General features: G+C 67.7%; 21 protein-coding genes. 3 read left to right on the top strand and 18 right to left on the bottom strand.

Annotated elements, in window-relative coordinates:
- Window position 1: 1 nt before the first annotated feature.
- From OU682_RS15175 to OU682_RS15225, 11 genes are all read right to left on the bottom strand, one after another.
- The gene (locus OU682_RS15175) at window positions 2-763 is read right to left on the bottom strand and encodes a cytochrome P450 (protein WP_329609814.1); all 762 of its coding nucleotides are present in this window, start codon (window positions 761-763) and stop codon (window positions 2-4) included.
- Window positions 760-1,953 (bottom strand): hypothetical protein, encoded by a 1,194-nt coding sequence (locus OU682_RS15180; RefSeq protein ID WP_268943013.1) that lies wholly within the window; start codon window positions 1,951-1,953, stop codon window positions 760-762. The genes OU682_RS15175 and OU682_RS15180 overlap by 4 nt, the downstream gene beginning before the upstream one ends.
- Window positions 1,954-2,011: 58 nt before the next feature.
- A complete protein-coding gene (locus OU682_RS15185) occupies window positions 2,012-2,695 on the bottom strand; it encodes a M48 family metallopeptidase (protein WP_268943014.1) in 684 nt (227 codons plus the stop codon).
- A 5-nt stretch (window positions 2,696-2,700) separates the two neighbouring features.
- Window positions 2,701-3,288, bottom strand: a complete 588-nt coding sequence (locus OU682_RS15190; RefSeq protein ID WP_268943015.1) for a DedA family protein — start codon at window positions 3,286-3,288, stop codon at window positions 2,701-2,703.
- On the bottom strand, window positions 3,285-4,466 hold the full coding sequence (locus OU682_RS15195) for a vWA domain-containing protein (RefSeq protein WP_268943016.1): 1,182 nt from the start codon (window positions 4,464-4,466) through the stop codon (window positions 3,285-3,287). The genes OU682_RS15190 and OU682_RS15195 overlap by 4 nt, the downstream gene beginning before the upstream one ends.
- Window positions 4,466-4,630, bottom strand: a complete 165-nt coding sequence (locus OU682_RS15200) for a hypothetical protein (protein ID WP_268943017.1) — start codon at window positions 4,628-4,630, stop codon at window positions 4,466-4,468. The genes OU682_RS15195 and OU682_RS15200 overlap by 1 nt, the downstream gene beginning before the upstream one ends.
- Before the next feature lie 67 nt (window positions 4,631-4,697).
- Entirely contained in the window at window positions 4,698-6,011 is a 1,314-nt protein-coding gene (locus tag OU682_RS15205; protein ID WP_268943018.1) for a GH1 family beta-glucosidase, read from the bottom strand.
- A gap of 24 nt (window positions 6,012-6,035) precedes the next feature.
- The gene (locus OU682_RS15210) at window positions 6,036-6,863 is read right to left on the bottom strand and encodes a metal ABC transporter permease (RefSeq protein WP_268943019.1); all 828 of its coding nucleotides are present in this window, start codon (window positions 6,861-6,863) and stop codon (window positions 6,036-6,038) included.
- A complete protein-coding gene (locus OU682_RS15215) occupies window positions 6,860-7,711 on the bottom strand; it encodes a metal ABC transporter permease (protein ID WP_268943020.1) in 852 nt (283 codons plus the stop codon). The genes OU682_RS15210 and OU682_RS15215 overlap by 4 nt, the downstream gene beginning before the upstream one ends.
- A 70-nt stretch (window positions 7,712-7,781) precedes the next feature.
- On the bottom strand, window positions 7,782-8,630 hold the full coding sequence (locus OU682_RS15220) for a manganese/iron ABC transporter ATP-binding protein (protein WP_268943021.1): 849 nt from the start codon (window positions 8,628-8,630) through the stop codon (window positions 7,782-7,784).
- Entirely contained in the window at window positions 8,627-9,502 is an 876-nt protein-coding gene (locus OU682_RS15225; RefSeq protein WP_268943022.1) for a metal ABC transporter substrate-binding protein, read from the bottom strand. The genes OU682_RS15220 and OU682_RS15225 overlap by 4 nt, the downstream gene beginning before the upstream one ends.
- Before the next feature lie 96 nt (window positions 9,503-9,598).
- Between OU682_RS15225 and OU682_RS15230 the strand changes: the two genes are divergently transcribed.
- Entirely contained in the window at window positions 9,599-10,036 is a 438-nt protein-coding gene (locus OU682_RS15230; RefSeq protein ID WP_268943023.1) for a Fur family transcriptional regulator, read from the top strand.
- A gap of 7 nt (window positions 10,037-10,043) precedes the next feature.
- Complete coding sequence (locus OU682_RS15235) at window positions 10,044-10,400, top strand: YigZ family protein (RefSeq protein WP_268943024.1); 357 nt, start codon at window positions 10,044-10,046, stop codon at window positions 10,398-10,400.
- Here the strand turns inward: OU682_RS15235 and OU682_RS15240 are convergent.
- From OU682_RS15240 to OU682_RS15255, 4 genes are all read right to left on the bottom strand, one after another.
- Window positions 10,397-11,416: an LLM class flavin-dependent oxidoreductase gene (locus tag OU682_RS15240; RefSeq protein WP_268943025.1), complete on the bottom strand. Its 1,020-nt coding sequence runs from the start codon at window positions 11,414-11,416 to the stop codon at window positions 10,397-10,399. The two genes, OU682_RS15235 and OU682_RS15240, sit on opposite strands and share 4 nt — an antisense overlap.
- 113 nt (window positions 11,417-11,529) lie before the next feature.
- Window positions 11,530-12,402, bottom strand: a complete 873-nt coding sequence (locus OU682_RS15245; RefSeq protein WP_268943026.1) for a lysophospholipid acyltransferase family protein — start codon at window positions 12,400-12,402, stop codon at window positions 11,530-11,532.
- Entirely contained in the window at window positions 12,402-13,298 is an 897-nt protein-coding gene (locus tag OU682_RS15250) for a DMT family transporter (protein WP_268943027.1), read from the bottom strand. Before OU682_RS15250 ends, OU682_RS15245 begins: the two co-directional genes overlap by 1 nt.
- Window positions 13,295-13,510 carry a hypothetical protein gene (locus OU682_RS15255; protein ID WP_268943028.1) on the bottom strand — a complete coding sequence of 72 codons (216 nt, stop codon included), beginning with the start codon at window positions 13,508-13,510 and terminating at the stop codon, window positions 13,295-13,297. Before OU682_RS15255 ends, OU682_RS15250 begins: the two co-directional genes overlap by 4 nt.
- A gap of 1 nt (window position 13,511) precedes the next feature.
- On the opposite strand from OU682_RS15255, the gene OU682_RS15260 reads away from it, so the two are divergent.
- A complete protein-coding gene (locus OU682_RS15260; RefSeq protein ID WP_268943029.1) occupies window positions 13,512-14,123 on the top strand; it encodes a phosphatase PAP2 family protein in 612 nt (203 codons plus the stop codon).
- Here OU682_RS15260 and OU682_RS15265 read toward each other — a convergent pair.
- The 3 genes from OU682_RS15265 to OU682_RS15275 are packed head-to-tail and all read right to left on the bottom strand — an operon-like array spanning window position 14,120 to window position 16,706.
- Window positions 14,120-15,073 (bottom strand): site-specific tyrosine recombinase XerD, encoded by a 954-nt coding sequence (locus tag OU682_RS15265; RefSeq protein WP_268943030.1) that lies wholly within the window; start codon window positions 15,071-15,073, stop codon window positions 14,120-14,122. The genes OU682_RS15260 and OU682_RS15265 overlap by 4 nt on opposite strands.
- Window positions 15,070-16,539, bottom strand: a complete 1,470-nt coding sequence (locus tag OU682_RS15270) for a hypothetical protein (RefSeq protein ID WP_268943031.1) — start codon at window positions 16,537-16,539, stop codon at window positions 15,070-15,072. The genes OU682_RS15265 and OU682_RS15270 overlap by 4 nt, the downstream gene beginning before the upstream one ends.
- On the bottom strand, window positions 16,536-16,706 hold the full coding sequence (locus OU682_RS15275) for a hypothetical protein (protein ID WP_268943032.1): 171 nt from the start codon (window positions 16,704-16,706) through the stop codon (window positions 16,536-16,538). Before OU682_RS15275 ends, OU682_RS15270 begins: the two co-directional genes overlap by 4 nt.
- Between the last annotated feature and the right edge of the window lie 101 nt (window positions 16,707-16,807).

The following is a 16,807-nucleotide window of genomic DNA, read 5'->3' on the forward strand; positions in this document are numbered from 1 at the left end:
CCTATGAATCACTCAAAACGTCGACCTTGAAGTCAGAGACTATCGGATCAGCAATAATCTGCCAAAGTAGTGCTAGGTCGTCGGGCGCGCGGCCCTCGCGGATCGCCTGCATCCGGGCCGTGACCAGGCCGGTGATCAGGCCGCGGATCACCGCCGCGGTGCGGCGGGTGCGGCGCGAATGGGGGTGGGGCAGCCAGCGTGGCCAGGGCAGCAGGGCCGCGAGGTTGACGACGGGCTGCGCGTCCTGATGCGCGCGGAAGGCCTGGAAGACCTGCGCCGAGATGTCATGTTCGATCGGCATCGAGAACAGCGCGCGAAAGATCACGTCGGCGGCGGCATGGCTGCATTCCGGCTCGATATCCTGTTCGCCGGGTCGCAGGCGGGCCACGGCGGCATCGGCTGCGGCGAAGATGGCGGGCAGGCTGTCGTGCAGGCGCCCGCCCTCGAAGGCGGGGTCGATGATGCGGCGCTGCGCCGCCCACTGATCGCCATTCGTGACAAAGACGGATTCGCCCAGCAGCGGCGCCAGACCGGCGCGCAGCCGGTCCGACTTGGGGAAATCGCCGGGACGCTCCTTCAGGATCAGGCGCACAAGGGCCGGATCGTTGCAGACGAAGCTGTGGATCAGCGGGCTGCGAAACTCGGCCATCCAGGCGTGATACAGCCGCTGGGGCAGGGCAGACAGCAGGTCCCGGCGGAAGGCGCGGGCAAAGCGCAGGACGCTGCCCCGGCCTTCCGTCGTGGCGGGACGGGGCGGGATCATGGCAGCCCCGGCCCGGCCGGGGTGGCGATGCGACCGGGCGAGGGGCGGCGCCCCCCGAAGCGGTCGTCCAGCCGCCGTGGTCCGGCGGTGATGGCGAAATAGTCGTAATCGCCCGGCTGGTCGAAGGCGCACAGATACTGCAGGTGCAGCCGGAACCAGCGCCAGCGCAGTTCGCGCTGCAGGCGCCGTGACAGGGTTTGCGTGAAGGCGGCCGAGATCACCAGCGGCCAGCGCTGGCCGGGCCGCGCGACCCCGGTGACGGCGACCGGGTCGCACAGGGCAAAGCTGCAGGCATCGCCGGGCGCGGTGACATCCAGCCAGAACAGGTCCGGCCGCTCGGACAGATAGGCAAGGTCAGCGCGCAGGCGCTGCGCGCGTGGCAGAAAGGCGGCCATCGGCACCACATGGCCCAAGGTCAGCAGCGCCAGGGCGGGACCATGGGGCGCGACCGCGCCCCGGCGGAGGACATCGGCCAGCAGAGACACCGCCAAATACGCGCCCGAGGAATGGCCGACGACCAGGACCTCGTCGATATCCTCGGTCAGGGCATGGGCGACGCGGTCGGCGAACTGGGCCAGCCGGTCTTCCAGTTCGGGCGGATAGGCCCCCTGCAGGCTGGCGGTGAAGGCATAGTCATGCATCAGGTAATGCGCGAACAGCCGGCGGTCCTGCCTTTCGGCAAGGGCCAGGGTGGCCCATGCTGCACCAAGGGCAAGGATCGCGGCCAGCCAGGACAGGCCTGTCAGGACCGCCACCGCCCATCCTGCCAGCATCGCGACCAGGATCGCGCCAAGCAGTTGCAGCAAGAGTACCGCAAAGGGATAAAGCGCCGCCAGAACCGGCCCGCGCCGCAGCCGCATCAACCGCCGCAGCGCCCCCGAGCCGATATAGATCCAGGCTGTCCGAACCATCTGCGCATAGGTTGCAAGGATGCCCGTCTGCATCGAGGCCTGCACCATGTCGGCCCAGACCAGCACCTCGACCCGCGCATCGGCCTTTCCCTCGGGGAAATGCGCGCGGGTGCGCCAGCCGAAGCCGGTCGCCACGGCAGGCTTTTCCATGGTCAGATCGTAACCGCTGATTTCCGCCTGCTTCCGGGATTCGCGGCGATACAACTCTCGGTAGCGCCGGGGGGGCATCGGATCGAAGCCGGGCAGATACAGAACCCGGCGGCGGAAGGGTGGCGTCATGGTGGTGTCCAGTGGTGCCGGGGCAGCATAGGACAACCCTTGCGTGTCGCAAGCTGATTCAGCCCTGCCGCCAGCGCGCTTCCTGCGTCTGGATGGCCGCGATGCGGCGGGCCACGGGGGGGTGGGACAAAAGCCAGGCCGGGGCCGTGCCGCGGTTGCCCGTCAGCCGCTCCAGTTTCTGGAACAGCGAGATCTGCGGGCCGGTGCCCAGCCCCGCGCGGATCATCAGCGCGCTGGCAAAGCGGTCGGCCTCGAATTCATCCTCGCGCGACAGGCGGGCGGCGACGGCGGCGGCGACCAGCCCCGCGATCCACACGCCAAGGCCGGGGATGATGCGGCCCAGCACCCCGGCCAGCGCCATGCGGATGGCGTTCTGTCCCGCGAAGTCGATCATCCGCCGGCGCGCGTGGCCATGGGCGACATGGCCCAGCTCGTGGGCGATGACGCTGGCCAGTTCCTCGGGCGTGACCTCGCCTGCGTCCAGCTTGCGGATGAAGCCGCGGGTCAGGAAGATGCGCCCGTCGGGGGCCGCAAGGCCGTTGACCGGCTCGACCTCGTAGACATGGGCGCGGACCGCGGGCAGGTCCATCGCCCGGCCCAGCCGTTCCAGCATGGGCGTCAGGCGGGGATGGGTCAGGGGTGTCGATCGCTGGTTCAATTCCTGCTTCAGCCGCCACAGGGAAAAGAACCACACGGCGGCGATGTAAAGGATCAGCAGGATGATCGGCGTGAACTTCAGCATGATCCCTATATGGTCAGGCCGTGCCGCCTGCGCCAGATCCTCCGCAGGACCAGAAGCACCACCGTCAGCCCCGCACCAACCGCCAGCGCCTTGAGCGCGGCGCCCTCGGTGTGGCGAAAGCCGCGGGCCAGCAGATGCCCGGCAAGCAGGTGGATCGCGGCCCACAGGCCTTCGCCCGGCAGGGTCGCCAATGCGAAGCGGTGCAGCGGCATCCCCGCCGCACCCGCGACATAGTTGGTGGCCGGGCCCAACGGCGTGACCAGCCAGCGCGACAGGAATACAGCCATTGTCCCGCGCCGGACGATCAGCTCCTGCGCCTTGGCAAACAGGGCGGCGCGGCGGCTGCCGGGGCGGTTCAGCCAGGGCCCGATCCGCCGCGCCAGGGCGAAGGCCGCAAGATCGCCCGCCGTCGCGCCCAAGGTGGCCCCCGCCGCCAGTTCGGGCAGCCACAGATGCCCGGTTCCCGACAGCGCCCCCGCCGTCAAAAGCAGCGGCGAGGTCGGCAGCGGCACCATCATGCAGGACAGAAAGGCCGAAACCGCCACCAGCCACGGTCCCCAGTGGGGCAGCAGCGCGGCCAGATCGTGCATCATCCAAGGATCCGCATCGCTTGCGTCAACCCGTCCAGGGTCAGGGGCATCATGCGGCTTTCGAAGATTTTGCCGATCATGGCGATGGATTGCGTGTAGCCCCAATGCGCCTGCGGGACGGGGTTCAGCCAGATGTGGTCGGGCCAGGTCTCGGCCGCGCGGCGCAGCCAGACCTCGCCCGCTTCCGGGTTCCAGTGTTCGTTGGCCCCGCCGGGCACCGCGATCTCGTAGGGCGACATCGACGCATCGCCCACGAAGATGCACTTGTAGTCGCGGCCAAAGCGGTGAAGCACGTCCCAGGTGGGGGTCTGCTGGGTCCAGCGGCGGCGGTTGTCCGTCCACACGCCTTCGTAAAGGCAGTTGTGGAAGTAGAAATGCTCCATGTGCTTGAACTCGGCGCGGGCGGCCGAGAACAGCTCGTCCACGACGCGGATATGATCGTCCATCGACCCGCCCACGTCCAGGAACAGCAGCACCTTGACCGCGTTGCGACGTTCCGGCCGGGTCTGCACGTCGATATAGCCGTGATCGGCGGTGGCGCGGATCGTGGCGGGCAGGTCCAGTTCGTCCGCCGCGCCGTGCCGCGCCCATTGCCGCAAGCGCTTCAGCGCGACCTTGATGTTGCGGGTGCCCAGTTCCACCCCGTCGTCGAAGTCGCGGAATTCGCGCTTGTCCCAGACCTTGACCGCGCGGCGGTGGCGGGATTCGTCCTGGCCGATGCGCACCCCTTCGGGGTTGTAGCCATGGGCGCCGAAGGGCGAAGTTCCGCCCGTGCCGATCCACTTGGCTCCGCCCTGGTGGCGCCCCTGCTGTTCGGCCAACCTTTCGCGCAGCTTCCGCATCAGCTCCTCGAAGCTGCCGCTGCCCTGGATCCGGGCCTTTTCCTCGTCCGTCAGCAGCTTCTCGGCCAGCTTTTCCAGCCATTCGCGGGGGATCGCCCGTTCGGTCACAAGCGCCTCGACCGGGATCGTTTCCAGGCCCGAAAATGCCTCGGCAAAGGCGCGGTCGAAGCGGTCGATATGGCGTTCGTCCTTGACCAGCGCCAGCCGGGCCAGGTGGTAGAAGCCGTCCACCGTCCAGCCCGCTACCCCGGCCTGCATCCCCGCCATCAGGTCCAGCCATTCCCGCAGCGAGACCGGAACTCCTTGCCGGCGCAGGCTGTCGAGGAACGGGATGAACATCAGATCATCCGATCAACAATGACGGTCGCGAACAGTCCCAGCACGGCGAAAGCCATGGCGAAGGCTGCCGCGTATTGCGCGCGGTCGCGCGGCGCACCGCCCAGCTGAACGGCCCGGCGCCAGCCAAGGAAGGCCCCGATGATGGCGGCGGCGATGACGATCATGGTGGCCCCTTGGCATTTCCCCTGGGCCTTCAGATAGCGGCTGGATCCCCGGGACGCAACCAAGGCGCTATTCCCGCAGCATTGCGCGAAACGCGTGCCAGCTGGCCTTGGGCGTGCGCGCCATCGTCTGGTAATCGACATGGACCAGCCCGAAGCGCGGACCATAGCCCCACCCCCATTCGAAGTTGTCCAGCAGCGACCAGTAGAAGAAGCCGCGCAGGTTCACGCCCTCGTCCATGGCCTCCCTAGCCGCGCGCAGGTGATCGCCGATAAAGGCGATGCGGCGCGGGTCGGCGGTGATGTCGGGGCCCGCGGCCTCGGACATGCCGTTTTCGGTGACAAGGATCGGCAGGCTGCCCACGTGATCGCGGGCAAGGCGGGTCAGGAACTCGGTCAGGCCCTCGGGCCGGATTTCCCAGCCCATCTGCGTCTTGGGCAAGGGACCGTCCACGGCGTCTCCCTGCGGCCAGAGGCCCGCGCCCGCCGCATAAAGGCGGCGGGTGTAGTAGTTGACGCCCAGCCAGTCGATCGGCTGCGCGATCCCCTCCATGTCGGCCTGCCAGCCTTGGGGCAGATGCGGCTCCAGCCCGTCCAGCGCCGCTTGCGGATAGCCCTGGCCCATCACGGCACGGATGAACCACTGGTTATAGATCGCGTCCTGCAGCTTCGCCGCTTGGATGGCCCCGGGGCTGTCGTTGGCGGGATGGGCGGTCTCGAAGTTCAGGACGATGCCGAGGTTCCTTGCGCCGTCCCCTCGCAGCGCCTGGATGGCGGTGCCATGGGCCAGCAGGACATGGTGCATGGCACGGGCAGCGGCGCGGATGTCGCGCAGGCCGGGGGCGTGATGGCCCAGGAAATGCGACAGCCAGGCGATGCACCAGGGTTCGTTCAGCGTGGCCGTGCTGGCCACCCGGTCGCCGATTCTGCGATGGATCGCCGTGCAGTAATCGGCAAAGTGCCCGGCGATGTCGCGGTTCTGCCAGCCGCCCAGGTCGGACAGCGCGGCAGGCAGTTCCCAGTGATAGCAGGTCAGGTGGGGTGCCGGACCACGCTCCAGCACCCCGTCCACCAGCCGGTCATAGAAGTCCAGCGCCTGCGGGTTCACCGTCACGCCGTCGGGCATGACCCGCGCCCAGGAGGTCGAGAAGCGATAGGCCGAAAAGCCCCCGTCCCGGATCAGGTCCAGATCCTGGGGCCACAGGTGGTAATGGTCGCAGGCCAGGCTGCCGTTGCCGTTGTCCGCGATGTTGCCCGGCGTGGCGGCAAAGGTATCCCAATGCGATGGACCGGCCTCGCCATGGCTGGATCCCTCGATCTGATAGGCCGAGGTCGCGACGCCGAAGGTGAAATCCGGGGGGAAGGTCTTGCGGTCCGGCAGCATCGCGTTCTCCGTCAAGGTGCGGCGTCAGGTTGCGGCGGTGCGGCCTCCGGTCGCCTGCCGCCAGAAGAAGACCAGCGCGAACAGCACGGTCATCACGACGACGATAGTGGGCGCGGGCGCGCTGTCCAGCCAGAAGCTGATCCAGATGCCCGCAAGGCCGGAGCCCGTGGCGACGGCAACGGCCAGCGCCAGCATTGCCTGCAGGCGGCGGGTCACCAGGAAGGCGATGGCCCCGGGCGCGATCAGCAGGGAGACCGACAGGATGATTCCCACGGCCGACAGCATCGCCACCACCACGGCCGAGATCATCGCCAGCATCCCGTAGTGCAGCCAGGCGATCGGCAGTCCCGCCACACGCGCTTGCACCGGGTCGAAGACCAGCAGCGCGAAGTCGCGCCATTTCAGGACCAGCACCAGCCCCACCACGGCCGAGATCGACCCGGCCGAGACGAAGTCGTCGCGTCCCACGCCCAGGATGTTGCCGAACAGGATATGGTCCAGATGCACGTCGGTCGGGAACTGCGTGTAGATCACGAGCCCCAGGCCGAACATGCCCGACATGACGACGCCCAGCGTGGTATCCGGCTTCACCCGGCTGTTGGCGTCCAGCCAGCCCGCGGATAGGGCGCAGATCATGCCCGCGACGAAAGCTCCGATCAGCAGCGGGATGCCTGCCAGATAGGCCAGCACGATCCCCGGCAGCACGGCATGGCTGATGCCGTCGCCCATCAGCGCCCAGCCCCGCAGCACGAGGAAGCAACTGAGCAGGGCGGCGGGAATGGCGACGATGACGGTGATCAGCATCGCCTCGACCATGAAGGGGAAGGCGAAGGGCGCGGTCAGCCAGTTCATTGCACGGCCCTGCGAATGCGGCGGCGGCTGGCCAGCAGGCCGTGCGTCGGCGCGAAGATGAAGGCCAGCAGGAAGATCAGCGTCTGCAGGACCACGATGATGCCTCCGGTCGCGCCATCCAGGAAGAAGCTGACATAGGCCCCGATGGCCGAGGTCAGCGTGCCGATCGCAACCGACAGCGCGATCAGCCGCGGAAAGCGGTCGGTCAGCAGATAGGCGGTGGCGCCGGGCGTCACCACCATGGCGATGACCAGGAAGGCGCCCACCGTCTGCATGGCGGCGACGGTCGAGGCCGCCAGCAGCGTGAAGAACAGAACCCGCAGCCGTCCGGGGCGCAGGCCGATGGTGCGCGCATGGCTTTCGTCGAAGAAGACCACCATCAGATCGCGCCATTTCGCCAGCAGGATCACCAGCGAGACGCCTCCGATGATCGCCAGTTGCAGCGTGTCGGCGGGAGAGATCGCCAGGATGTTGCCCATGGTGATCACCTGCAGATCCACCGAAACCGGATTGAGCGAGATCATGAAAAGCCCGATCCCGAAGAAGCCGGTGAAGATCAGGCCGATGATCGCGTCCTCCTTCAGCCCGGTGCGGCTGTTCAGGAACAGCATGGTCAGCGCGGCCAGCCCGCCCGACAGGAAGGCGCCAAGCGCAAAGGGCAGGCCCAGCATGTAGGCGCCGGCGACTCCGGGAACGATGGAGTGGGACAGGGCATCGCCGATCAGGCTCCAGCCCTTCAGCATCAGATAGGCGGACAGGAAGGCGCAGACCCCGCCGACGAGGGCCGACACCCAGATGGCGTTCGCCATGTAGCCGTAGGTGAAAGGGGTCAGCAGGGTTTCCAGCATCAGGCGTTGCAAGCGGGGGTTTCACACCCCCGCACCCCCGTGGGATATTTGAGTGAAGAAGAAGGCGCTGTCATTCGGGATCCCTGGTCCGGGCGCGGTGGTCGTAGAAGACAAGCGGGCGTTCGTCGTCGGTAAAGACATCGACGCTGCGCTGGTCGGCGTCGTCGTGCAGCGCGGCGCCACCCAGCACGAAATGGCGCAGGACGCCGCCGAAGGCGCGTTTCAGGTTTTCGGGCGTGAAGGTCGTCCCGGTCGGCCCGCTTGCCAGGACCGTGCCCTTCACCATCACCACCCGGTCGCAATATTCGGGGACCGAGCCCAGGTCGTGGGTCGAGACCAGCATCACCCGGCCTTCGTCCCGCATGGCCTTGAGCAGGGCGATGATCGCCTCCTCGGTCTTCACATCGACGCCGGTAAAGGGTTCGTCCAGCAGGATCACCCGCGCGTCCTGGGCAATGGCGCGGGCCAGGAAGACGCGTTTCTTCTGCCCGCCCGACAGCTCTCCGATCTGGCGATGGCGGAAGTCGGCCATGCCGACGCGCGCCAGCGCAGTGTCCACTGCCTGGCGGTCCTGGGGGCGGGGGCGGCGAAAGAAGCCCATGTGGCCATAGCGGCCCATCATCACCACATCCTGGACCAGGACGGGGAAGGACCAGTCCACCTCCTCGGCCTGGGGGACATAGGCCACGAGGTTCCTTGCCAGGGCCTGTTCGACGGTGCCGCCCATGATGCCGACCTGCCCGGCGGCATGGGGCAGCAGGCCCATCAGGGCCTTGAACAGCGTCGATTTCCCGGCGCCGTTGACGCCTACCAGGGCCGTGACCGAGCCTTGGGGAACCGTGAAGCTGGCGTCCCGCAGGGCGGTGACGCCATTACGATAGGCGACGGTCAGGTTCTTGACGTCGATCCCGTCGCTCATTCCCCAAGCCCGTTCACGATGGTCTCCGATGTGACGCGCAGCAGGTCCAGATAGGTGGGGACCGGGCCGTCCGCGTCCGAAAGGCTGTCCACATACAGGACGCCGCCATAGGTCGCGCCGGTTTCCGCGGCCACGCGGCGCGCCGGGCGGTCGGAAACGGTGGATTCCGAGAACACCACATCCACGTTGTTTTCGCGCATCACGTCGATGACATGGCGCACCTGCTGCGGGGTGCCCTGCGCATCGGCGTTGATCGGCCACAGGTAGAGTTGCTTCAGGCCGAAGTCGCGGGCGAGGTAGGAGAACGCTCCTTCGGAGGTGACCAGCCAGCGGCGGTCCGCCGGAAGGGCGCGGGCGGCGTCGCGAAGGGGCGCAATGGTTTCCGTGATCTGCGCCTTGTAGGCTTCGGCATTGGCCTGGTAGGTCGCCGCATTGCCGGGATCGGCCGTGGCCATCGCCGCCGCAATGTTGTCCACATAGATCAGCGCGCTGTCGAGCGCCATCCACGCATGGGGGTTCGGCTTGCCCTCGTACTCTCCGCCGCTGATGGGCATTGGCTCGACGCCCTCGCTGACCACGGCGACAGGCACGTCGCCCAGCTGGTCGATGAATTGCTGGAACCAGCTTTCCAGGTTCAGCCCGTTCACCAGGATCAACCGGGCGTCCCCGGCGCGGATCAGGTCGCCCGAGGTCGGCTGGTAGTTGTGGATCTCGGCCCCCGGCTTGGTGATCGACTCGACCGTCGCCGCGTCACCTGCGACGTTGCGGGCCATGTCGGCGATGATTGTGAAGGTCGTCGCGACCTTCAGTTGTTCGGCATGGGCGGGCAGGCAGAAGAGGGTAGCGAAAGCGGCAGCCACAGACAGTTTCATCAACGTTCGTTTCCAATCCTTGCTGTCCATGGCCAAGTTATGTGCAAGTCGTTCTCAGCTGTCAATAGTTGAGAATTAGTTGCAACTGAACGCCGAATGCGGCATCAGAGTTTCATGGAAAATCGAGCGACACAGTTGGAACAGGCCTTGCGCCATGCCGGAGTGCGGGTGACGCGGCAGCGCGCGGCGCTGTTGCGCGTGATTGCGGGCAGCGAGGATCATCCCGACGCCGCCGAACTGCACCGCCGGGCCGAGGCGGCGGGCGCCGGCGTGTCGCTGGCGACCGTTTATCGCACGCTGACCACGCTGCAGGCCCAGGGCGTGATCGAGAAGCTGGAATTCCAGGGCGAACCCGCCCGGTGGGAGGCCGCGGACCAGCGCCACCACGACCACATGATCGACGTGGACACGGGCGAGGTGATGGAATTCATCAACGACCGGATCGAGCGCCTGCAGGCCGAGATCGCGGCGGAAATGGGATACGAGATCGTCCATCACCGGCTGGAGCTTTACGTGCGGCGGCGGGGCGCCTGAACTGCCGATGCAGGTCTTCGACAAGATCATTTCGGACCGGGGATCGCGCTATGCGGTCTCGGGCGGACCCGCCGCCACGCGCGCCGAGGCCCAGGCCCTGCTGGCCGAGCTGAAGCGAAACAAGCGGTTCGCCAAGGCGACCCACAACACCTGGGCGGCGATCCTCTCCGGCGAGGCGGTCAAGGACGACGATGGCGAGGCTGGCGCAGGGGCGCTGATCCTGCAGATGCTGGAACGCGCCGGGCTTCAGGATCATGTCGTGGTCGTGACCCGCTGGTATGGCGGCAAGCAGCTGGGCGGCGACCGCTTCCGCCATGTGGCGGATGCGGTCCGGCTGTATCTGCGCGAAACCGGCCTGGGCTAGCGCCAGCCAAGCGCCGGGGCGACGTGGCGCAGGATGCTGTCGATGACATGGACGTTGTAATCGACGCCCAGCATGTTCGGCACGGTCAGCAGCAGGGTATCGGCCTCGGCAATGGCTTCGTCCTGGCGCAACTGGCCGATCAGCCGGTCGGGTTCGTCGGCATAGCTGCGCCCGAAGACGGCGCGATAGTTGTCGATATTGCCGATCTGGTCGCTGTCCTTGCCCCCGCGCCCGAAATAGCGGCGGTCCATGTCATTCACCAGGGCGAAGATCGACCGGCTGACCGACACGCGCGGGGCGCGCTCATGGCCGGCAGCCGCCCAGGCTTCGCGATAGACGCGGATCTGGCGGGCCTGCTGGACGTGGAACGGCTCGCCCGATTCATCGACCTTGAGGGTCGAACTTTGCAGGTTCATGCCCATCCGGGCCGCCCATTCCGCCGTGGCGTCGGACGCCGAGCCCCACCAGATGCGGTCGCGCAGCCCTTCCGAATGGGGTTCCAGCCGCAACAGGCCCGGTGGGTTCGGAAACATCGGGCGCGGGTTCGGACGCGCAAAGCCCTTGCCTTCAAGCTGCTGCAGGAAGACCTCGGTATGGCGGCGGGCCATGTCCTGGTCGCTTTCGCCCTCGGCGGGTTGATAGCCGAAATGGCGCCAGCCATCGACCACCTGTTCCGGGCTGCCGCGGCTGATGCCAAGCTGCAGGCGCCCGCCGGAAATTAGGTCGGCCGCGCCGGCGTCCTCGACCATGTAGAGCGGGTTTTCATAGCGCATGTCGATGACGCCGGTGCCGATCTCGATCCGGCTGGTGTGCGCGCCGACGGCGGCCAGCAGCGGAAAGGGCGAGGCCAACTGGCGCGCGAAGTGATGCACGCGGAAATAGGCCCCGTCCGCGCCCAGTTCCTCGGCCGCGACGGCAAGGTCGATGGATTGCAGCAGCACGTCCCGGGCCGTGCGGACCTGTGATCCGCGCTCGGGCGACCAGTGGCCGAAGGACAGAAAGCCGATCTTCTTCATGTTATCCCTTTGTTGCGCGAAATGTGCGCTGCGAGGGATCTAGGGGCTGGCGGGTCCGCCCCACAAGGCTCACGGGCGCGCAGGGGCTGTGCGCCAATGATCAGGATGGCGTGCTATTTCCAGCGGCGGTGCACCCAGAACCACTGGTCCATGTGCTGCCGGACCAGCGACTCCAGGTCGTCGTTCAGCGCCTGCATCATCTGGGCAGGCGCGCCATGTTCGACAGGCTCGCCCACATGGACACGGAAGCGCAGCCCGTCGGGACAGCGGATGCCGTGGACCGGCACCAGCAGTGCGTCATAGCGGACGGCCAGTTCGGCGGGCGTCAGCACCGTGCGGCTTGGCAGGTCGAAGAAGCGCAGTTCCGGCGCGTGGCGGTCGTATTGGTCAAAGCCGAGCGCCAGCCAGCCGCCCCCCTTCAGGAAACGCAGCATCGAGGCGAGGCCCGAGCGGCCACGCGGGAACAGCGGCTCGGCGATGGCGTGGATGGCCGGGATGTAGTGGCGGTTGAACGCCTCGTTGTTCATGGGGCGATAAAGCGCGCCCACGGGCCAGCCGCGCCCGGCAAGGGCTGCGCGCATGGCATCGTAGTTGCCGAAGTGGGCGCAGGCGATGATGACAGGGCGGTGCGCGTCGAAGGCGGCTTCCAGCGCCGGCAGGCCGGGGCCTTCTAGGGGATCCGCCTCGCGGATGCGGGCGGTGAATTCCTCGCCCGAATAGATTTCTGCCACGGACCGGCCCGCGTTGTTCGGGACGGCGCGGGCCAGTGCCTCGACCTCGTTGGGGGACAGGTCGGGGCGGGCAAGCGCCAGGTTCTCGCGGATGCGACCCCGCCAGCCGGCGAGAAGGCCCAGGACATGCGCGAACAGCCAGCCCACGGCGGGGATGCGCTTTTCATAGGGCAGCAGCCGCGCGAGTCCGATCACCGACAGGAAGGCGGTGTTGGCGATGCGGTCGGAGAGGGGCGGGGAATCAGGTTGGCTCATCAGGTCTTTCGCGTCGCGCGGGCCTCTCGCGACCAGACATACAGGCCCGCGGCCACGATAAGCGCAGCCCCCGCGACCGTCCAGAGATCGGGCAACTGCCCGAACAGCATCCAGCCCCATAGCCCGGCCCAGACCAGCCCGGTATAGCCGAAGGGCGCCAGCACACCGGCCTCGGCCACGGCAAAGGCGCGGACCAGCAGGTATTGGCTGAGCGTGCCGAAAGCGCCCAGCAGCGCGAAGGCCCACAGGTCGGACAGGGCGATCGGCTGCCAGACGAAGGGCACCACAAGCGAGGTCAATGCGCTGCCCACCACCGCCGACCACATGACCGAGGTCGCCACCGAATCCATCCGCGCCATCCGCGTCAGCAGCGCGCCCGTGGCATAGGTGAAGGCCCCGGCCAGCGGCAGCAGGGCAGCGGGCTGGAAGACGCCCATGCCGGGGCGGATGATGATCAGGGCACCGATCAGCGCGACACCGATGCCCGCCAGCCGTCGGGGGCCGATCTTCTCGCCCAGGAACAGCGCGGCGCCAAGCGTGATCAGGACCGGGTTCAGGTCCATGATCGCCGTCGCCTCGGCCAGCCCGATCACCTGAAGCGAGGAAAAGAACAGCCCGACCGAGCCCAGCTGCATCAGGGCGCGGGCGAATTGCAGTCCGGGTCGGCGGGTGCGCAGCAGCGGAAACGTCCCCGCGCGAAAGATGAGGGCGAAGATCAGAAGATTGCCGACGAAGCGCGCCCAGACGACCTGCGCGGGATGATAGGATTGCGTCAGGTATTTCGCCGTCGCGTCCATCATGGTGAAGCCCAGGATAGCGGCCAGCAGCAGCAGGATCCCGTTCGCCTGCATGCTGGCGGGACCGCGCAGGCCAAGGACATGCCCCTGGGGCTTCATTCGCCACCTCCGCACGCGCTGCAGCCGTTAATCAAGAAACCAATCCCTTGTTGCCGCGAATGACGGGTTTGTAACAAAATCGTGTCACAGGTTTCTTTAACAGTGTCAGAGGTAAAAGTGTCTTCTTTTTTCAACACGTTGGCAGAGATTGACTTTGCGATTTCCAGAAGCGCGATCGAGTGGACGACACAGACGCGCATCGGCCGTGGCATCATGGCACCCTTCGTGGACAACGCCCTGCTGAAAGGCGCCGTGCCGGCGGCCGTCTTCTGGTATCTTTGGTTTCGAAACGATCAGCAACCCCGAAAGCATTCCCAACTGGTCGCAACCCTGCTGACCGTCGCTGTCGCCATCGTCGCTGGGCGAACCTTGGCAAACTTCCTGCCGTTCCGGCCGCGTCCCCTTGCGACGCCGGAGGTGATGGGCGCCAACGTCAAGACCTCGGCCTTCTTCGAGGATTGGAGTTCGATGCCAAGCGACCATGCCGTCATGTTCTTCACCCTTGCCGGCTGCATCTTCCTGATAGCCCGGCGCGAAGGCATCGCGCTGTTTCTCCATGCGGCGTTTTTCGTCTGTGCCGCGCGCGTTCTTTTCGGGCTGCATTTCCTCAGCGACGTGGTCGTGGGGGCGGTTGTCGGAACGGCGATCGCCTTTGCGGTGATGCCGGTCCTAACGCAGCTTGTGCAAAGACTGCGCCAGGGGATCCGCTGGACCATGCGGCCCCAAGTCGAATATCCGCTGCTGTTCCTGGTGACATTCCAGTTCGCGACCATGTTCGACGGGGCCCGGGACCTTGCCATCCGCGCAGCAAGATTCCTGTTCTAGCCCGGCACGCCGCCCTTGCGGGCCAAGGGATGGTGGGTCAGGACCAGGTCGCGCATCCGTTCGTCAAGGACATGGGTATAGATCTCGGTCGTGCCCAGGTCGGCATGGCCCAGCAGCGTCTGGATGCTGCGAAGATCGGCGCCGCCTTCCAGAAGATGCGTGGCGAAGGCGTGGCGGATGACGTGGGGCGTCACGCGCGAGGGTGAAACGCCCGCCTGCACGGCCATGTCATTCAGAAGCCTGCCAAAGGTCTGGCGCGGCATGTGGCCCGCTGCGCCCGGCGCGGGAAACAGCCAGCGCGCCCCTTTGCCCGCCACCAGCCGGCCAAGCGCGCTGTCCTTCGGGGCATCGTCGCGAATCCCCAGCCAGGCCGCCAGCGCGCGCCGGGCAGGCGCGGTCAGCGGCACCATCCGCTCCTTGTCGCCCTTGCCGCGGATCAGCAGCACGCGCGGGTCGCCACGGCAGGCTGCGGCGGGCAGGGCCACCAACTCGCTGACGCGCATTCCCGTGGCATAGAGCAGTTCGATCAGGCACAGGTTGCGGGCCTGTTCCGCCTCGGTCCGGCCGATCTTCGGGGCGGCGGTCAGCAGGGCCTCGATCTCGGCCCGGTCGAGCGTCTTGGGCAAGCGCTTGGCCCGGCCCGGCCCGCTGATACGGATGGCGGGGTCGTCGTCGCGCCAACCTTCCTCCAGCGCGAAGCGCGTGAACTGCCGGATCGATGACAGCCGCCGCGCCCGCGTCGCGCGCGACAGACCCTGCGCGTCGCAATGGGTCAGGTAATCCTCGACCAGTTCGCGGGTCAGGGCGGCCAGGGTCAACTTGCGGGCGGCAAGCCAGTCCGACAGGTCGCGCAGGTCGCGGCCATAGGCCAGCACGGTGTTGCGCGCGGATCCGGATTCGGCGGCCTTGGCGTCCAGAAAGGCCGATATGGCGCGATGGTCCGCGATCATGGGTCTTGCCGCATCACCGGCAGCAGCGACAACTGCGCCGCCGCCAGATCCGCCTCGGCCGTCAGCCCGAGCGCGCGAAGCATGGCAAGTCCCCGACCGGCGCGGGGCAGGTCGCCGTCCAGGCCGGCATCGACGTCCGCCATGGCGTTCAGCAGCGCCTCGCCCTGATGGGTGCCGGGGGCAACGACGGGATCGGCCTTCAGCGCCGGGTCAAGGATCAGCGGCACCGGGGTCGGCAGGCCCTGCCATTGGCGCAGCCAGGTGGCGATCTCGGCCGAGGGACCTTCGCCGCCCTGGGGCAGGTCGGCGGCAATCATGGCCGCAAGGACATGGGCCATGCCGGCCTTGCGGAATTCGTCGAAGGCCCGGGGCAGGGCGGAGGAGGGATCGCCGCCGGCCAAGGCGGCCTCCAGCGTGCGCATCGCGCCGGCGCGTTCCCAGACCCCGCCCGAGGCGGCAGGCTTCTGTTCGCCGTAAAGCGCGCGCAGGGTCGCGGGCGGAGTGGTGCCTGCGCGGGCCAGACGCTCGGCAGCCTCCAGCCGGGCCTTCCAGCCGTTGTTCGCCCGCAGGTCGGAATGCGCAAAGGCGATCGGCAGCGACGAGGTCGGAAGGGGTTGGCCGATCGCCTCGTGGATGCGGAAATCCAGCGGGGTCATGCGGTCGGACGGGGGCAGCACCTGGTCGCTGTCCACATAGGCATCGTCCAGGAAATGCGTCAGCAGGACCGCCTGCCGCTGGTCCAGCAGGCCCAGGGCCTCGGCCCCGTTCAGGCTGATCGCGGCGGCGGCCCAATCGCCGGTCTGCGCCAGGCAGAAGATGCGCGCGGCAAAGCTGGGGGCGATGCCGGGGGTGTTGTTCATGATGTCGCAGGCCCGCGCCTCGTCGCCCTTCAGAAGGGCGATGTCGAACAGCCGGCGGAAGATCTCGGGGTCGCTTGGCCCTGCGGCGATCAGCAGCGCCTGCGCCCGGTCCAGCGCGCCCGCATCCAGCAGGCGGTCGGCGCGGGCCAGGAACAGCCTGCCTTGCGGCGCACCGGGTTCCGCGGGGGGCGGGACCAGTTGCGTGACAAGGACGCGGTCCAGCAGGGCATTCATCGCAGGCAGGCGGGCAGGGGTGCGCAGGATCAGGTCGGCTAGCGCGGCGGGGCTGCTGCCCTCCCACAGGGTGGGTGGAAGGCCCGCCTTGCGCGGCGTCACCAAGCCCACCGCGTCAGGATTGCCGTTGCCAAGGCGGGTGACCTGGACCGAACCGACCTCTCCTGTCGTGGCGACCGGCTTGGGGCCGGGCGCGCCCGGCAGGCCGGGGGGCGGCTTGTCGCCCGGCCGCCAGGCCGAGCTTTCGCGGTCAGGCCCGCGCACGCTACCCGAAAGCCAGTCGCTGGCCGACAAGGGCTGTTCCGCCAGGGCGGGGCAGGCCAGTCCAAGGGCAAGGCCCAGGGGCAGCAGCCGGGGGATCAAGCCCGTCACTCGGTTTCAGCCCCGGCTTGCGGACCGGGGACGGGGGTTGCAGGGGCGCCGCCGATGGGGCTGCGGACCTCGGACCGGACCGGCTCCATGTCGCCGAAATAGGCGTAACCGGCCAGGCCGATCACCGCCGCCAGAATCAGCACCACCAGAACCTTGAGCAGCCGCATCGAATTTCGCCTCGTTCATCGTTGTTTTTCGTGTCTCGGACCCGGTCTTTCGCCGGTTCGGCCCGAATATATATGGCATTCCCCGAAAGATCACGCCATTC

Origin of the sequence: Paracoccus benzoatiresistens, from assembly GCF_026913015.1 — a bacterium.
GTDB classification, from domain to species: domain Bacteria; phylum Pseudomonadota; class Alphaproteobacteria; order Rhodobacterales; family Rhodobacteraceae; genus Paracoccus; species Paracoccus benzoatiresistens.

Coding starts and splice junctions, on each gene's coding strand:
- OU682_RS15245 (WP_268943026.1), bottom strand. CDS start 12,402: ATGAGCCAACCTGATTCCCCGCCCCTCTCCGACCGCATCGCCAACACC.
- OU682_RS15260 (WP_268943029.1), top strand. CDS start 13,512: ATGGCACCCTTCGTGGACAACGCCCTGCTGAAAGGCGCCGTGCCGGCG.
- OU682_RS15265 (WP_268943030.1), bottom strand. CDS start 15,073: ATGATCGCGGACCATCGCGCCATATCGGCCTTTCTGGACGCCAAGGCC.
- OU682_RS15205 (WP_268943018.1), bottom strand. CDS start 6,011: ATGCTGCCGGACCGCAAGACCTTCCCCCCGGATTTCACCTTCGGCGTC.
- OU682_RS15210 (WP_268943019.1), bottom strand. CDS start 6,863: ATGAACTGGCTGACCGCGCCCTTCGCCTTCCCCTTCATGGTCGAGGCG.
- OU682_RS15180 (WP_268943013.1), bottom strand. CDS start 1,953: ATGACGCCACCCTTCCGCCGCCGGGTTCTGTATCTGCCCGGCTTCGAT.
- OU682_RS15235 (WP_268943024.1), top strand. CDS start 10,044: ATGCAGGTCTTCGACAAGATCATTTCGGACCGGGGATCGCGCTATGCG.
- OU682_RS15225 (WP_268943022.1), bottom strand. CDS start 9,502: ATGAAACTGTCTGTGGCTGCCGCTTTCGCTACCCTCTTCTGCCTGCCC.
- OU682_RS15255 (WP_268943028.1), bottom strand. CDS start 13,510: ATGCCACGGCCGATGCGCGTCTGTGTCGTCCACTCGATCGCGCTTCTG.
- OU682_RS15240 (WP_268943025.1), bottom strand. CDS start 11,416: ATGAAGAAGATCGGCTTTCTGTCCTTCGGCCACTGGTCGCCCGAGCGC.
- OU682_RS15195 (WP_268943016.1), bottom strand. CDS start 4,466: ATGTTCATCCCGTTCCTCGACAGCCTGCGCCGGCAAGGAGTTCCGGTC.
- OU682_RS15185 (WP_268943014.1), bottom strand. CDS start 2,695: ATGCTGAAGTTCACGCCGATCATCCTGCTGATCCTTTACATCGCCGCC.
- OU682_RS15190 (WP_268943015.1), bottom strand. CDS start 3,288: ATGATGCACGATCTGGCCGCGCTGCTGCCCCACTGGGGACCGTGGCTG.
- OU682_RS15275 (WP_268943032.1), bottom strand. CDS start 16,706: ATGCGGCTGCTCAAGGTTCTGGTGGTGCTGATTCTGGCGGCGGTGATC.
- OU682_RS15230 (WP_268943023.1), top strand. CDS start 9,599: ATGCGGCATCAGAGTTTCATGGAAAATCGAGCGACACAGTTGGAACAG.
- OU682_RS15175 (WP_329609814.1), bottom strand. CDS start 763: ATGATCCCGCCCCGTCCCGCCACGACGGAAGGCCGGGGCAGCGTCCTG.
- OU682_RS15220 (WP_268943021.1), bottom strand. CDS start 8,630: ATGAGCGACGGGATCGACGTCAAGAACCTGACCGTCGCCTATCGTAAT.
- OU682_RS15215 (WP_268943020.1), bottom strand. CDS start 7,711: ATGCTGGAAACCCTGCTGACCCCTTTCACCTACGGCTACATGGCGAAC.
- OU682_RS15250 (WP_268943027.1), bottom strand. CDS start 13,298: ATGAAGCCCCAGGGGCATGTCCTTGGCCTGCGCGGTCCCGCCAGCATG.
- OU682_RS15200 (WP_268943017.1), bottom strand. CDS start 4,630: ATGATCGTCATCGCCGCCGCCATCATCGGGGCCTTCCTTGGCTGGCGC.